Consider the following 13938-nt stretch of genomic DNA (forward strand, 5'->3'; position numbering starts at 1 on the left):
GTAGGAGTTCGCTCAACATGCCGCATTTGTCCCGCCTCAACTCGCTGGCCCTGACGATCGCTCTGCTGATCGGCTCGCCATTGGCATTTGCTGCCGAGCCGAGCATCCCGCCAGCCGGGGCTGCTACCAGCGCCAAGGCACCGCTGCCTCTGGAAGAGCTGCGCACATTTGCCGAGGTCATGGATCGGATCAAGGCCGCCTATGTTGAGCCGGTAGACGACAAAACCCTGCTGGAGAATGCCATCAAGGGCATGCTCAGCAACCTCGACCCGCATTCTGCCTACCTGGGGCCGGAAGATTTCGCCGAGCTGCAGGAAAGCACCAGCGGCGAATTTGGCGGGTTGGGCATTGAAGTCGGCACTGAAGACGGCAACATCAAGATCGTCTCGCCGATCGACGACACCCCTGCCAGCAAAGCCGGCATCCAGGCCGGTGACTTAATCGTCAAGATCAATGGTCAGCCCACCCGTGGCCTGAGCATGACCGAGGCCGTAGACAAAATGCGCGGCAAGATCGGTCAGAAAATCACCCTGACCCTGGTACGCAACGGTGGCGCACCCTTTGACGTAACCCTGACCCGGGCCAATATCCAGGTCAAGAGCGTCAAGGCCCAGCTGCTTGAAGACGGCTACGGCTACATCCGCATTACCCAGTTCCAGGTCAAGACTGGCGAAGAAGTGGCCGCTGCGCTGTCCAAACTGCGCAGGGAAAACGGCAACAAGCGCCTCAAGGGCATCATCCTTGACCTGCGCAACAACCCGGGCGGCGTGCTGCAGTCGGCAGTTGAAGTGGTAGACCATTTCATCACCAAAGGTCTGATCGTCTACACCAAGGGCCGTATCGCCAACTCTGAGCTGCGTTTCTCGGCTACCGGCAAGGATCTGAGCGAAGGCGTGCCATTGGTGGTACTGATCAACGGCGGCAGCGCCTCGGCGTCAGAGATCGTCGCCGGTGCCTTGCAGGATCAGAAGCGTGGTGTGGTGATGGGCACCACCAGCTTCGGCAAAGGCTCGGTGCAAACCGTACTGCCGTTGAACAATGACCGCGCGCTGAAGATCACTACAGCGCTGTACTTCACTCCGAACGGGCGCTCGATCCAGGCCCAGGGCATTGTTCCGGATATCGAAGTCAGCCGCGCCAGGATCACCCGCGAGCAAGACACCGAGTACTACAAAGAGGCCGACCTGCAAGGTCACCTCGGCAATGGTAACGGCGGTGCCGACAAGCCGACCGGCTCCGGCCCCAAAGCCAAGCCGATGCCCCAGGACGATGACTTCCAGCTGAGCCAGGCCCTGAGCCTGCTTAAAGGCTTGAGCATCACACGCGGCAACTGAGGTGCGTCTTTCCCTGGCCCTCACCCTGCTCTGCTGCCTGACCGGTACCGCCCACGCGGCACCGGTCAGCGCGCCCGCCACACCGCACAAGGCTTACCTGAGCCTGATTATCGATGACCTTGGGCAAAACCTGCCCCGGGACCGCCGCGTGCTGGCGCTGCCCGGCCCGGTCACCACCGCCGTGATGCCCGACACCCCCCATGCTGCCGAATTTGCTCGCGAAGCCCACAAGGCCGGCAAGATCGTCATTTTGCACATGCCAATGGACCCGGCCACCGGGCCCTTTGCCTGGCACCCGGACCTGCCTGTCGACGAACTTGAAAAGCGCCTCAACGCCGCGTTCAAGGCAGTGCCCTACACCAGCGGTATCAACAACCACATGGGCAGCCGCATGACCTCCCAGCCACAAGCGATGGCCTGGCTGATGGGCAACTTGCAGCAACGTCACAAATTCTTTGTCGACAGCCGCACCAGCGCGCAGACGGTCGCAGCGGCCGAGGCGCAAAAAATCGGCCTGGCCAGTGTTTCGCGGGATGTGTTTCTCGATGACGTACGCACCGAGCAGGCGATCACCACACAACTGCACACCGCGATCAATCTGGCGCACAAGCAAGGTTCGGCGGTGATGATCGGCCATCCCTACCCGCAAACCCTCGCCGTGCTTGAACGGGAGCTGCCCAAGCTCAAGGCCCAGGGCATTGACTGGATCGATATCAGGCAAATGATCGGCGTGCGCAGCAACAAGGCGATGGCCGGGCATGGGAAGGATGGGGTTTATCGCTGAGACCCGTGCCATTTGTAGCCGCTGAGGAGCGCAGCCTTCGTTCCTCGTCAGCGGCTACACGCTCTGTGTGTTACAGGTACTTTGCGCGGATTTTCTCATCCACGCCTTCTGCCTTTAACTCATCCAGCGCCTTCTGCAACTTGCTCACCACCTCGTCCGGCACGTCTTTGTTCAACGCCAAAAACAGCTCGGCCTGATTGAAACGCAACACCGTCTTGAACCCTGAAATCCCTACCTGACGTGCCAAAAATGGGCCAGCTGGAGCACCTGTGGCCCACAAGTCGATTTGCCCGGCCTGCAACTTGCGGGCGTTGTCCTGATCGCGCAGCACAATCACCGGCGCCAGCCCCTGCTTCTCTAGGGACAAGGCAATGGCGTCGCCCTTGTAAGCTCCCACCCGATACTGGCGGGCCTGTTCGAGGGACGTCAGGGTAATCGGGCTATCCCCTCGGGCCAGCAACACCCAGTCATCAGGACCAATAGGGCCGACCCACTTGAACAGCTTTTCACGCTCGGGCACGCGGGCGGTGACAAACACACCGTATCCGGGTTTTTCGAGGGCAAGGTGGTAGATACGCTCCCAAGGGAAACGCAGGGTCATGCTGTAGGGGATGCCGGCACGTTTGAAGGTTTCACGCAGGATATCGACGGCGATACCTTCAATATTATCGTTCTGCGCAAAATTCTTGCCGTTTTTGGCCATGTTGTACGGCGGGAAGTTTTCAGTCAGTAACACGATCGATGAGTTCGACGTATCAGCCGCAAAAGCGGTACTCGCCAGCCACATCGTGGAACTGACGAGAATAGGCACAAAGCGTTTAAACATGACAGGCGACCTGAATCCATGGCGTGCTCAAGAGTGCCGTGGGCACGCCATGCTGTCCAGTAGCCTTTGGCCTTAGCGAACCACGATTCCGCGCTCTGCCATGTACGCCTTGGCCTCTGGCACCGTGTATTCACCAAAGTGGAAAATACTCGCCGCCAGCACTGCACTGGCGTGACCTTCCAGAATGCCGTCAGCCAGATGCTGGAGGTTACCGACACCGCCCGAGGCAATCACCGGAATGCCCAGTGCATCACTGATTGCGCGGGTAACACCCAGATCGAAGCCGTTTTTCATGCCGTCCTGATCCATGCTGGTCAGCAGGATTTCGCCGGCGCCCAGGCCTTCCATCTTCATGGCCCACTCGACCGCGTCGAGCCCGGTTGGCTTGCGCCCGCCGTGGGTGAAAATTTCCCAGCGCGGGGTTTCGCCCGGCAAGGAGACTTTCTTGGCATCAATGGCGACCACAATGCACTGCGAGCCAAAATGTTGCGCCGCTTCGCCCACAAACTCCGGGTTAAACACCGCTGCGGTATTGATCGAGACTTTGTCGGCACCGGCATTGAGCAGGTTGCGTATGTCCTGGATGCAGCGCACCCCGCCACCTACGGTCAACGGGATAAACACCTGACTGGCCATGCGTTCGACTGTATGCAGCGTGGTGTCGCGCCCATCGACGCTGGCAGTGATATCGAGAAAGGTAATCTCGTCAGCACCCTGCTCATCGTAACGACGGGCGATCTCTACCGGGTCGCCGGCATCGCGAATGTTCTCGAACTTGACGCCCTTTACGACCCGGCCGTTATCCACGTCCAGGCAAGGGATGATGCGTTTGGCCAGCGCCATGGGTCTCTCCTCAGGCCTTGTAGCTGTCGCAGAAGGCTTGCGCCTCGGCCACATCCAGCGTGCCTTCATAGATGGCGCGACCGGTAATGGCGCCCACGATGCCCGGCGCCTTGGCGTCCATCAGGGCCTTGATGTCACCCAGGTTGTGGATGCCGCCCGAAGCGATCACCGGAATGCTGGTGGCAGCGGCCAATGCGGCGGTGTAGCTCACGTTGCAGCCCTGCATCATGCCGTCCTTGGCAATGTCGGTATAAACGATGGCCGACACGCCGTCTGCTTCAAATCGTTTGGCCAGGTCGATGACCTGCACGGTGCTCACTTCAGCCCAGCCGTCAGTGGCCACAAAGCCGTCTTTTGCATCAATGCCGACAATGATCTTGCCCGGGAACGCGCGGCAGGCCTCGGCCACGAACTCAGGGTTTTTCACTGCCTTGGTGCCCAGGATCACATAGCTCACGCCCGCCTTGACGTAATGCTCGATGGTTTCCAGGGAGCGAATCCCGCCGCCGATCTGGATCGGCAGGTGCGGGTACAGCTTGGCAATGGCAGTGACCACTTCGCCGTTGACCGGCTGGCCTTCAAAGGCGCCGTTGAGGTCGACCAGGTGCAGACGGCGGCAACCGCCCTCTACCCATTTGGCAGCCATGCTCACCGGGTCATCGGAAAATACCGTGGAGTCTTCCATGCGGCCCTGGCGCAGACGAACACAGGCACCGTCTTTAAGATCGATAGCGGGAATAATCAGCATGTGGCAAACCTTCAAATTCGGGAGTCTGAGACTCGGAAATCAGTTCTTCTCGAGCGCCCACAGGTCGCTTTCGATGCTCTCGAACCTCTCTTTGAGGTGCGCCTGCACATCGAAAATCGCCCGATTGTAGTAATGCGGGGCGATTTCGCGGGTGAACAGCTCAAGGATTTCAGCCGCCTCGAACGAACCCAGGTCCAGTTCGAAGCGGTCTTCCATAAAGCGTTTGATCTTGCTGTTGGCTTCGCTCTCTTGCTCAGGGGTGAGCGTGAGAATCGGCGGCTTTTTGCGCGGCGCCATTACCAGCGGCCATCCCAGGCCGCAAAGTTTTCCAGCAGCTGCAAGCCGTGGGTATGGCTTTTTTCCGGGTGGAACTGCACCGCGAAGCGCGAGCCCTCGGCCAGCGCTGCGGCGAAATCAACACCGTAATGCCCGCCACCGACTACCTGGCGAGGATTGCCCGCCGCAATGTAGTAGCTGTGTACAAAGTAGAAACGCGCCAGGTCGGGGATGCCGTGCCACAGCGGGTGATCCACTTTTTGCTGCACTTCGTTCCAGCCCATGTGCGGCACCTTGAGATGCTCGCCGTCTTCGTGCAGGTCCTTGCCGAAGAACTTCACGGCGCCCGGGAACAGGCCGATGCAATCAACACCGCCGTTCTCTTCGCTGCTGTCGAGCAAGGCTTGCATGCCGACACAAATACCGAGAAACGGACGATCCTGACTGACTTCACGCACCAGCGAGTCAAAACCCAGGCGACGGATTTCGGCCATGCAATCGCGGATCGCACCCACACCAGGGAACACTACGCGGTCGGCTTCGCGAATCACGCTGGCATCGCTGGTAATCAGCACCCGACCGGCGCCAACGTGCTCCAGCGCCTTGGCCACCGAGTGCAGGTTACCCATGCCGTAATCGATTACCGCCACTGTCTGCATCAGAGCACGCCCTTGGTAGAAGGCATTTGCCCGGCCATGCGCTCATCCAGCGCCACGGCCATGCGCAAGGCGCGGCCGAAAGCCTTGAACACGGTTTCGATCTGGTGGTGGGTGTTGGTGCCGCGCAGGTTGTCGATGTGCAGGCTGACATTGGCGTGGTTCACGAAGCCCTGGAAGAACTCCTGAAACAGGTCAACATCGAAGCCGCCGACGGTGGCGCGGGTGTAGGGAACATGCATTTGCAGACCAGGACGACCGGAAAAGTCGATGACTACACGGGACAGCGCTTCGTCCAGCGGGACGTAAGCGTGACCGTAGCGGGTCATGCCTTTTTTATCGCCGACTGCTTCGCTGAAGGCTTTACCCAGGGTAATGCCGACATCTTCGACGGTATGGTGATCGTCGATATGCAGGTCGCCTTTGCACTCGATGTCCAGGTCGATCAACCCATGTCGGGCGATCTGGTCGAGCATGTGCTCAAGAAAAGGAACACCGATATCGAATCGGGCCTTACCGGTACCATCCAAGTTGATCGAGGCTTTAATCTGGGTTTCCAGAGTATCGCGCTCGACTGACGCCTTACGTTCGGCCATCACCAGCTCCGCAAAATCATTGGGCGAAAAAGGTGGCCATTATAGGCACGGGTCAGGCAAACAGAAACATTAAGGGTGCGGTGGCTGACGTAATGCGCGTTGACGCACAGGCCGCGCCGCCTGAATCGCGAGCAAGCCCGCTCCCACAGAGACGCAATCCGTCTGTGGGAGCGGGTTTGCTCGCGATGGCGTCAGCGCTGAATCAACACGTCAATCAGTGAAACAACACCGCCGTCTTCTGCACCGTTACCCACACGCCCCACAACAAGGGAATGCCCACGGCCAGCCAGGCTGCAATCACCAATGGCTGACTGCCCGGTGCGGCTTTCCACTCCAGCGACGTACTGGCGTCCGCGCCCTTGTCGTGCCCCAGTGCCTGTTCGGCGGCCAGCTCGGCGTCGGTCATGAAGTATTTGTCGGCCACCGGGCGTACCAGCAGGTTGCAGATAAAGCCCAACACCAGCAGACCGGCGAGGATGTACAAGGTGATGTCATACGCCGCCGCACGCTCCACCCCGATGCTCAACTGATACTCGCGCAGGTAGTTGACCAGCACCGGCCCCAGCACGCCCGCAGCCGCCCAGGCGGTCAGCAGGCGACCGTGGATCGCGCCGACCATCTGCGTACCGAACAGATCGGCCAGATACGCTGGCACTGTGGCAAACCCGCCGCCGTACATCGACAGAATGATGCAGAACGCCGCCACGAACAGCGATACGTTGCCCAGATGGCCCAGGTTCGGAATCATCGCGTACAGCGCAAAACCCAGGGCGAAGAACACAAAGTAGGTGTTTTTGCGGCCCAGGTAATCCGAGAACGATGCCCAGAAAAACCGCCCGCCAATATTGAACAGACTCAGCAAACCGGTGAACCCTGCTGCAATCGCGGCGATCTGCGCCAGCTGCGCTGCATCCAGCTGGCTGAAGGTCAGATCATTGCCCAGCAACTTGCCCGCGAAGACTTCCTGCAGCAATGGCGAGGCCATGCCCAAAATGCCGATACCGGCCGATACGTTAAGGCATAGAACCAGCCATACCAGCGCAAATTGCGGAGTTTTCCACGCCACACTTACGTGTACATGGCGCTGGGTGATCATCGCGTTGGCCGCTTTTTTTGCCGGCGCCTTCCAGCCCTCGGGCTTCCAGCCGGTGGGTGGAACGCGGTACGACAACGCGCCGCCAATCATGAACACAAAGTAAATCGCCGCCATGGCCACAAAGCTCTGCCACACCCCCACGCCTTCCGGCCCGGCAAAATGGTTCATCAGCGCCGCAGCCAACGGTGCGCCCACCATTGCCCCGCCCCCAAAGCCCATGATCGCCATGCCCGTAGCCATGCCGCGCTTGTCCGGGAACCACTTGATCAGTGTCGACACCGGCGAGATATAACCCAGCCCCAGGCCGATACCGCCGATCACCCCAGAACCCAGCCACATCAGCCAGATCTGATGGGTATAAATACCCAATGCAGAAATCAGCAAACCGCCGCACCAGCACAAGGCCGACACCACACCGGCCTTGCGTGGCCCGGCATGCTCAAGCCAGCCGCCCCATACCGCGGCCGAGCAACCGAGGAAGATAAAGAACAGGGTGTAGATCCAGCCGAGCATCGAAATCGGCCAGTCGCATTGCGACGAGAACACTTGCGCGATAAAGCTCATGTCTGGCGCACAAGCCACAGGTGCAGTCACGCCCAGGGCTTTGGACAACGGCAGCCAGAACACCGAAAAACCATAGGCCATGCCGATGCACAGATGGATGGCCAGAGCAGCTGGCGGCACCAGCCAGCGGTTGAAGCCGGGTTTGGCGATGATGCGCTCCTTGGACAGGAACGCAGGCGGCGAAGCAGAACTGCCCGCAGCAATGCTGATACTCATAGGTGTTTCCCCCAGGTAATGAAGTTATTTCCCCGGCACGCTCGCTCCCTGACTTTGGCGCTCTGTGGCACACAGTCGTTTTTATTGGATCGAGACGCGGCAATGTGCCGCAGAAGGCCCGAAAAACAAGCGAAGATTACCATTTGATCGCCAGCCTGGCCCTAACCTGATGTGGTCTTTGGCCAAGCAACTGATCCGCTACTATCCACCCCCCAGTCGGCGTGCGCGTGGCGCTATACTCTGCGGCTGAATTTAAAACTTACTCTCACACAGACTTACAAGGACTCGCCCATGAAAGCGTTCGGCAAAATCCTGGGTCTGGTGCTTCTCGGATTGTTGCTGATCATCGTGGCCCTGGGCTTTGCCCTCAGCCATCTGTTCGATCCCAACGACTATAAAGACGAGATCCGCCAGATAGCCCGTGACAAAGCCCACATTGAGCTGACCCTCAATGGCGACATCGGCTGGAGCCTCTTCCCCTGGCTTGGCCTGGAACTGCACGACGCCAGCGTTGCCACTCTCGCAGCGCCGACCCAGCCTTTCGCCGATCTTCAGATGCTCGGTCTGTCCGTGCGCGTACTGCCGCTGCTGCGCAAAGAAGTGCAGATGAGCGACGTGCGTGTCGAAGGCCTGAACCTGCGCCTGACCCGCGACAAGGACGGCCACGGCAACTGGCAGGACATCGGCAAGCCGGCCACCGCCGCCGCGCCAACCACCGGCACCGAGCCCGCTGCGAGCAACAAGCCTGAAAGCGCCGGCCAGCCCCTCAAGCTCGATATCGACAGCCTGACCGTGAACAACGCCCGGGTTGAATATAACGACGAGCAAAGCGGCAAGCAGTTCAGCGCCGAGAGCATCCAGCTGAGCACCGGCCCGGTTCACGAAGCTACCAGTATCCCGGTCAAGCTGACCGCCTTCCTGGGCACCAACCAGCCGGTGATGCGGGTCAAGACCGAAGTTGACGGCAAGTTGCGCTTTGACCGTGTACTCAAGCGCTATCAGTTTGAAGACATGAAGGTCACCGGCGAAGCCTCCGGTGAGCCGCTGCAGGGCAAGACCATGACGTTCGCCGCACAGGGGCAAATTCTGGTTGATCTGGCTGCGAACGTCGCCGAATGGAGCAGCCTGAAGATTTCAGCCAACCAGTTGCGCGCCCTGGGTGAGTTCAAGGCCAACAGCCTCGACACCACTCCGCAAATCAGTGGCGGCCTGTCGATTGCCCAGCTTGATCTGGCCCGGTTCCTCGACAGCATCGGCCACCCGCTACCTGCCATGGCGCCGAACAGCCTGAGCAAGGTCGAACTGGTCAGTCGCCTTTCGGGCACGCCTAGCAGCGTGACCTTTGACGAGCTGAACCTGAAAGTCGACGACAGCACCTTCACCGGCCTCGTGGCCATTGACGATTTCGCCAAACAAGCCGTACGTATTCAGCTCAAAGGCGACACATTCGACGCTGATCGCTACATGCCGCCCAAGTCGGCCGAAGCCAGCAGCGCCAGCGTTGCGCGCAAGGCTGAAGTACAGAGCAGCGAAGCCGGCGCCCTGGCCGCATCGGGCGATACGCCGCTGCCGGAGGCTCCGACCAAAAGCGGCTGGAGCACCGCCAGGATCATTCCGGTCACCCGCCTCAAGGCGCTCGACCTGAATGCTGATATCAGTTTTGGCCAACTGACCCTGAGCAAACTGCCGATACAAAACGCGGTGCTCAAGGCCAACAGCAAAGCCGGTGTCCTGACCCTGGAAAACCTCAGCGGTAACCTTTACAAAGGCAGCTTTGCCGCCAATGGCAGCCTGGACGTACAACCCATGCTACCGGTGGTCAAACTGCAGACCCGTATTACCAATGTGCCGGTGGAAAAAATCCTGCAAAGCCAGGGGCAAAAACCACCGGTGACCGGTCTGCTGACCCTCAACAGCAACGTCACTGGCAGCGGCAACAGCCAGAGCGCACTGATTTCCAGCCTCAACGGCACCGCCAGCTTTATGCTTAACGATGGTGTGCTGCTCAACGCCAACCTTGAGCAACAGCTGTGCAAGGGTATTTCGGTACTCAACCGCAAAACCCTGAGCGGCGCGCCCCTGGGCAAAGACACGCCATTCAAGGAGCTCAAGGGCACCCTGGTGTTCCGCAACGGTGTGGCCAGCAACCCGGACATGATCGTGCGCATCCCCGGCCTGAGCGTCAAAGGCGATGGCGACATCGACCTGCGCGTACTGGGCATGGATTACCGCATCGGCATCATCATCGAAGGCGACACCCGCGCCATGCCGGACCCGGCCTGCCAGGTCGGCAAGAACTTTGTCGGCATCGAGCTGCCATTACGCTGCCGTGGCCCGCTGGAGCTGGGGGCCAAGGCCTGCCGTCTGGACAAGGAAGGGCTGGGCAAGGTTGCCGCCAAAGTGGCGGGCAACAAGCTCACTGACAAACTCGAAGAAAAGCTCGGTGACAAGGTCAGCCCCGAGCTCAAGAACGCGCTCAAAGGGCTTTTCAACCGATGAGAGATGAGCAGTTTTCAACCGCGGTGCTGGACTGGTATGACCAGCACGGTCGCCACGACCTGCCCTGGCAACAGGGCATCACCCCGTATCGGGTATGGGTCTCGGAAATCATGCTGCAGCAAACCCAGGTCAGTACCGTGCTGAACTACTTCGACCGTTTTATGGCTTCACTGCCGACGGTCGAGGCCCTGGCCGCTGCACCGGAAGACGAAGTACTGCACCTGTGGACCGGCCTGGGCTACTACACCCGTGCGCGCAACCTGCAAAAGACCGCCAAAATCGTTGTCGCCGAATATGACGGCCAATTTCCGCGGGATGTGGAAAAACTGGTCGAGTTACCCGGTATCGGTTTATCCACAGCCGGTGCGATTGCCAGCCTGAGCATGGGTCTGCGGGCGCCGATTCTGGACGGCAACGTCAAGCGGGTACTGGCGCGCTACACGGCGCAAGAGGGCTACCCCGGCGAGCCCAAGGTGGCCAAACAACTGTGGGCCACTGCCGAGCGCTTCACCCCCCACGACCGCGTCAACGCCTACACCCAGGCGATGATGGACATGGGCGCCACGCTCTGCACCCGCAGCAAGCCCAGCTGCCTGTTGTGCCCGCTTGAAAGCGGCTGTAAAGCGCACTTGCTGGGCCTGGAAACCCGCTATCCGATCCCCAAACCGCGCAAGGTCATCCCGCAAAAGCGCACGCTGATGCCAATGCTGGCCAATGCCGGGGGCGAAATCCTGCTTTACCGCCGTCCGTCGACCGGCTTGTGGGGCGGCCTGTGGAGCCTGCCCGAGCTCGATGACCTGCAGGACATCGAGCATCTGGCGCTGCAACACTCGCTGGCCCTGGGCGCGCAACACGAACTGACCGGCCTGACCCATACCTTTAGCCATTTCCAACTGGCCATCGAACCCTGGCTGATCCACGTCAAGGAGTCCGGTCATCACGTGGCCGAGGCCGACTGGCTCTGGTATAACCTCGCCACCCCGCCGCGCCTGGGCCTTGCCGCCCCGGTCAAGAAGCTGCTCAAACGCGCAGCCGACCTATTGAACGCTGGAGAGACGTCATGACCCGCACCATCATTTGCCGCAAGTACAAAGAAGAACTGCCTGCCCTTGAGCGCGCTCCGTTTCCGGGCGCCAAAGGCCAGGACATTTTTGACCACGTTTCGGCCAAAGCCTGGGCTGACTGGCAAAAACACCAGACCCTGCTCATCAACGAAAAGCGCTTGAACATGATGAACGCCGAAGACCGTAAATATTTGCAGGGCGAAATGGACAAGTTCTTCAGCGGCGAGGAATACGCACAAGCCGAAGGCTACGTTCCGCCAACCGAATAAACCCCGGTTTTAAAGGCTTTGATCCGTAAGCGACGGTAATAATTAAATATTTTTCAAAAAAGTGTTTGACGGGTTATCGAAAAAGGCTTCTAATGCGCCCCGTTGCCCAGATAGCTCAGTCGGTAGAGCAGGGGATTGAAAATCCCCGTGTCGGCGGTTCGATTCCGTCTCTGGGCACCACATTCAGTTTTGATGTGGTGTTCACACCACGCCAAAACAAAGAAAACCCGCCTAGTGCGGGTTTTTTTTTGGCCGTTATTTATACCCGGCGGCGCCACCTCTCTTGGCGATTGCAAAGAGATGGGGTTCAATCCTCTCATCAGCCTGCAAAGGACACACCTTCATGTCATCGCCAAAAAAGCAGCAAAAAAACGCGCAGCGGGCCAAAACCAAGGCCAAGCAGAATCGCGTGGGCAAACCGGCCAAAGCCTCGGCTGGCGCCCTGATCGACAACCCGTTCGATGACGTGAAAATCGACCTCAGCACCTTCAACTTCCAGGACATCCTCGACAACGGTTTTGACCCCGCTGACTACGATGACCTGTTCCAGGCCATGAAAGCCGCCGAAGCCATCAACCTGCAAACCCTGTGTGCAGTATTCCTGCAGTACCCGGTACTGGAACTGGTGATCTCGGAAGAAGAGGAAGAGCCGGCCACCGATTTTCTGATGGGCTTGCTGATCGAATACCGCATTGCCGTACATGGCGATGATGAAGACAGCGCCGTGGCCTGGATCGAAACCCCGGCATTCCAGAAAGCCTACGTCGAAGCTTCACGGCTACTGACAGAACGCAACGCCCGGAGCGCGCACTGACAGCAGCCCTGCCCGAACCTGTCAGCCGGGCGTTCACCGAGCCTGCTGCTGACGGTTACCTGCTGGGCGGTTTCGAATGGCGCCAGCGCATACCGGACAGCACGCGAGCAGTGATCATCATCAACGCCGCCACCTCGGTGCGTTGCCAGTATTACTCGCGGTTTGCCGAATACCTGTTCCGCCAGGGCATGGACGTGATGCTGTTCGACTACCGCGGTATCGGCGCCTCACGCAGCGGATCGTTGCGCGGTTTTACGGCCTCTTGGTCGGACTGGGGCACGCTGGACGCAGAAGCAGTGCTCAAGCGCGCACAGCGCGAGTACCCCGGCCAGCCGATCGACGTGGTGGGCCATAGCTTTGGCGGTTGTGCGGCGGGCCTGGCGGCTTCCGGGCCGGCGATTCGCCATTTGGTCACAGTCGGCGCGCAATATGCCCACTGGCGTGACTACGCACCCGCACAGCGCTGGCAGATGCTCGTCAAATGGCACGGGGTCATGCCGTTGCTGACCCGCATGTGCGGCTACTTCCCCGGCAAGCGCCTGGGCTGGCTCGAAGATACCCCGGCGGGGGTGGTCAAGGACTGGGGCGCCTTCAGTACCCGCTACGAAAAACTCCCCAGCGCCCGAAGCTTCACTGCCCTGCCCTTTTGCTCGGTTACGGCCAAAACCCTCGCCATCAGCTTCACTGACGATCCTTTCGGTACTGTCGCGGCCATCGAACGCCTGCTGAACTACTTCAGTGCCAGCTCGCGTACGCATCTGCGTATCCAGCCGCAAGACATTGGCGAAACAGCCATAGGTCATTTCGCGTTTTTCCATAGCCGCTTTCAGGACAGCCTATGGCCGATTGCCTTGCAGTGGTTGCAACGCGGGGAATTGAACGGGGATGTCCCGGGGCAGACAGTCTCTGTAAAAGCACCCTCTCCCTCGGGAGAGAGCCAGGGTGAGGGGCTTTAAAATCAACGCGCAGCACAGCCTTCAGGTTTGTACACCCGCTCACTGGACGGCGGATTGCTCGCCAACTTGCTCACCGGTCTACGCGGCCGGACCAACAGCTCGCCCCCGCAATTGGGGCAAAGACCACCTAGATGCTGCTCCGTACATGTCGCACAAAAGGTGCACTCGAATGAGCAAATCCGCGCTTGTGCTGAATCTGGCGGCAAATCGCAATCACAGCATTCGCAATTGGGGCGTAATTCGAGCATAAGCACCTCACATTGAACCGGTAATTTTCATCTTTACATTTAAGACGCTTCCTACGAAAAACCAACCCCGATCTAAGCCAAGAGAGCTGAATTCGGGAATGGCCTAAATGTATCCAACCTGCGATACACATCCTCGCCATTGCAAACCT

General features: G+C 59.5%; 15 protein-coding genes and 1 tRNA gene. 8 read left to right on the forward strand and 8 right to left on the reverse strand.

Annotation, left to right across the window (positions count from 1 at the left end; all coding sequences use genetic code 11):
- The first annotated feature begins 17 nt into the window (after window positions 1–17).
- Complete coding sequence (locus V6L81_RS01905) at window positions 18–1334, forward strand: S41 family peptidase (RefSeq protein WP_095000787.1); 1317 nt, start codon at window positions 18–20, stop codon at window positions 1332–1334.
- A 1-nt stretch (window position 1335) separates the two neighbouring features.
- Window positions 1336–2118 (forward strand): divergent polysaccharide deacetylase family protein, encoded by a 783-nt coding sequence (locus tag V6L81_RS01910; protein ID WP_095023764.1) that lies wholly within the window; start codon window positions 1336–1338, stop codon window positions 2116–2118.
- A 70-nt stretch (window positions 2119–2188) separates the two neighbouring features.
- On the opposite strand, the gene V6L81_RS01915 is transcribed toward V6L81_RS01910, so the two are convergent.
- The 7 genes from V6L81_RS01915 to V6L81_RS01945 all read right to left on the reverse strand — a co-directional run bounded on the left by V6L81_RS01915 (window position 2189) and on the right by V6L81_RS01945 (window position 7939).
- Window positions 2189–2944, reverse strand: coding sequence for an ABC transporter substrate-binding protein (locus V6L81_RS01915; RefSeq protein ID WP_338660440.1), 756 nt, complete (start codon window positions 2942–2944; stop codon window positions 2189–2191).
- Window positions 2945–3016: 72 nt separating this feature from the next.
- A complete protein-coding gene (hisF, locus tag V6L81_RS01920; RefSeq protein ID WP_048383956.1) occupies window positions 3017–3787 on the reverse strand; it encodes an imidazole glycerol phosphate synthase subunit HisF in 771 nt (256 codons plus the stop codon).
- A gap of 10 nt (window positions 3788–3797) precedes the next feature.
- Window positions 3798–4535 carry a 1-(5-phosphoribosyl)-5-[(5-phosphoribosylamino)methylideneamino]imidazole-4-carboxamide isomerase gene (gene hisA / locus V6L81_RS01925; RefSeq protein WP_338660441.1) on the reverse strand — a complete coding sequence of 246 codons (738 nt, stop codon included), beginning with the start codon at window positions 4533–4535 and terminating at the stop codon, window positions 3798–3800.
- Between the two features lie 39 nt (window positions 4536–4574).
- Complete coding sequence (locus V6L81_RS01930; protein WP_016783110.1) at window positions 4575–4832, reverse strand: DUF2164 domain-containing protein; 258 nt, start codon at window positions 4830–4832, stop codon at window positions 4575–4577.
- A complete protein-coding gene (hisH, locus tag V6L81_RS01935; protein WP_016783109.1) occupies window positions 4832–5470 on the reverse strand; it encodes an imidazole glycerol phosphate synthase subunit HisH in 639 nt (212 codons plus the stop codon). Before hisH ends, V6L81_RS01930 begins: the two co-directional genes overlap by 1 nt.
- Window positions 5470–6063 (reverse strand): imidazoleglycerol-phosphate dehydratase HisB, encoded by a 594-nt coding sequence (gene hisB / locus V6L81_RS01940; RefSeq protein WP_016783108.1) that lies wholly within the window; start codon window positions 6061–6063, stop codon window positions 5470–5472. The genes hisH and hisB overlap by 1 nt, the downstream gene beginning before the upstream one ends.
- Window positions 6064–6277: 214 nt before the next feature.
- On the reverse strand, window positions 6278–7939 hold the full coding sequence (locus V6L81_RS01945; RefSeq protein WP_150629290.1) for an OFA family MFS transporter: 1662 nt from the start codon (window positions 7937–7939) through the stop codon (window positions 6278–6280).
- 291 nt (window positions 7940–8230) lie between these two features.
- Here V6L81_RS01945 and V6L81_RS01950 point away from each other — a divergent pair, with 291 nt between their 5' ends.
- From V6L81_RS01950 to V6L81_RS01975, 6 genes are all read left to right on the forward strand, one after another.
- The gene (locus tag V6L81_RS01950) at window positions 8231–10438 is read left to right on the forward strand and encodes an AsmA family protein (RefSeq protein WP_095031401.1); all 2208 of its coding nucleotides are present in this window, start codon (window positions 8231–8233) and stop codon (window positions 10436–10438) included.
- Window positions 10435–11502: an A/G-specific adenine glycosylase gene (mutY, locus tag V6L81_RS01955; RefSeq protein ID WP_095020137.1), complete on the forward strand. Its 1068-nt coding sequence runs from the start codon at window positions 10435–10437 to the stop codon at window positions 11500–11502. The genes V6L81_RS01950 and mutY overlap by 4 nt, the downstream gene beginning before the upstream one ends.
- The gene (locus tag V6L81_RS01960) at window positions 11499–11771 is read left to right on the forward strand and encodes an oxidative damage protection protein (RefSeq protein ID WP_003438557.1); all 273 of its coding nucleotides are present in this window, start codon (window positions 11499–11501) and stop codon (window positions 11769–11771) included. The genes mutY and V6L81_RS01960 overlap by 4 nt, the downstream gene beginning before the upstream one ends.
- A gap of 104 nt (window positions 11772–11875) precedes the next feature.
- A tRNA-Phe gene (locus V6L81_RS01965) sits at window positions 11876–11951 on the forward strand.
- 163 nt (window positions 11952–12114) lie between these two features.
- Window positions 12115–12585 (forward strand): hypothetical protein, encoded by a 471-nt coding sequence (locus tag V6L81_RS01970; protein ID WP_095000780.1) that lies wholly within the window; start codon window positions 12115–12117, stop codon window positions 12583–12585.
- 59 nt (window positions 12586–12644) lie between these two features.
- Window positions 12645–13541 carry an alpha/beta fold hydrolase gene (locus V6L81_RS01975; protein ID WP_133143902.1) on the forward strand — a complete coding sequence of 299 codons (897 nt, stop codon included), beginning with the start codon at window positions 12645–12647 and terminating at the stop codon, window positions 13539–13541.
- A gap of 2 nt (window positions 13542–13543) precedes the next feature.
- Here the strand turns inward: V6L81_RS01975 and V6L81_RS01980 are convergent, their stop codons facing one another.
- Window positions 13544–13789, reverse strand: a complete 246-nt coding sequence (locus V6L81_RS01980; RefSeq protein ID WP_095000778.1) for a DUF1272 domain-containing protein — start codon at window positions 13787–13789, stop codon at window positions 13544–13546.
- Window positions 13790–13938 lie beyond the last annotated feature (149 nt).

It is taken from the genome of Pseudomonas bubulae, assembly GCF_037023725.1.
In the GTDB taxonomy this organism is placed as follows: Bacteria; Pseudomonadota; Gammaproteobacteria; order Pseudomonadales; family Pseudomonadaceae; genus Aquipseudomonas; species Aquipseudomonas bubulae.

What these genes read in the sequence shown, in the direction of transcription:
- V6L81_RS01905 (WP_095000787.1), top strand. Translation starts at nt 18, where the DNA reads ATGCCGCATTTGTCCCGCCTCAACTCGCTGGCCCTGACGATCGCTCTG.
- V6L81_RS01915 (WP_338660440.1), bottom strand. Translation starts at nt 2,944, where the DNA reads ATGTTTAAACGCTTTGTGCCTATTCTCGTCAGTTCCACGATGTGGCTG.
- hisF (WP_048383956.1), bottom strand. Translation starts at nt 3,787, where the DNA reads ATGGCGCTGGCCAAACGCATCATCCCTTGCCTGGACGTGGATAACGGC.
- hisA (WP_338660441.1), bottom strand. Translation starts at nt 4,535, where the DNA reads ATGCTGATTATTCCCGCTATCGATCTTAAAGACGGTGCCTGTGTTCGT.
- V6L81_RS01930 (WP_016783110.1), bottom strand. Translation starts at nt 4,832, where the DNA reads ATGGCGCCGCGCAAAAAGCCGCCGATTCTCACGCTCACCCCTGAGCAA.
- hisH (WP_016783109.1), bottom strand. Translation starts at nt 5,470, where the DNA reads ATGCAGACAGTGGCGGTAATCGATTACGGCATGGGTAACCTGCACTCG.
- hisB (WP_016783108.1), bottom strand. Translation starts at nt 6,063, where the DNA reads ATGGCCGAACGTAAGGCGTCAGTCGAGCGCGATACTCTGGAAACCCAG.
- V6L81_RS01945 (WP_150629290.1), bottom strand. Translation starts at nt 7,939, where the DNA reads ATGAGTATCAGCATTGCTGCGGGCAGTTCTGCTTCGCCGCCTGCGTTC.
- V6L81_RS01950 (WP_095031401.1), top strand. Translation starts at nt 8,231, where the DNA reads ATGAAAGCGTTCGGCAAAATCCTGGGTCTGGTGCTTCTCGGATTGTTG.
- mutY (WP_095020137.1), top strand. Translation starts at nt 10,435, where the DNA reads ATGAGAGATGAGCAGTTTTCAACCGCGGTGCTGGACTGGTATGACCAG.
- V6L81_RS01960 (WP_003438557.1), top strand. Translation starts at nt 11,499, where the DNA reads ATGACCCGCACCATCATTTGCCGCAAGTACAAAGAAGAACTGCCTGCC.
- V6L81_RS01970 (WP_095000780.1), top strand. Translation starts at nt 12,115, where the DNA reads ATGTCATCGCCAAAAAAGCAGCAAAAAAACGCGCAGCGGGCCAAAACC.
- V6L81_RS01980 (WP_095000778.1), bottom strand. Translation starts at nt 13,789, where the DNA reads ATGCTCGAATTACGCCCCAATTGCGAATGCTGTGATTGCGATTTGCCG.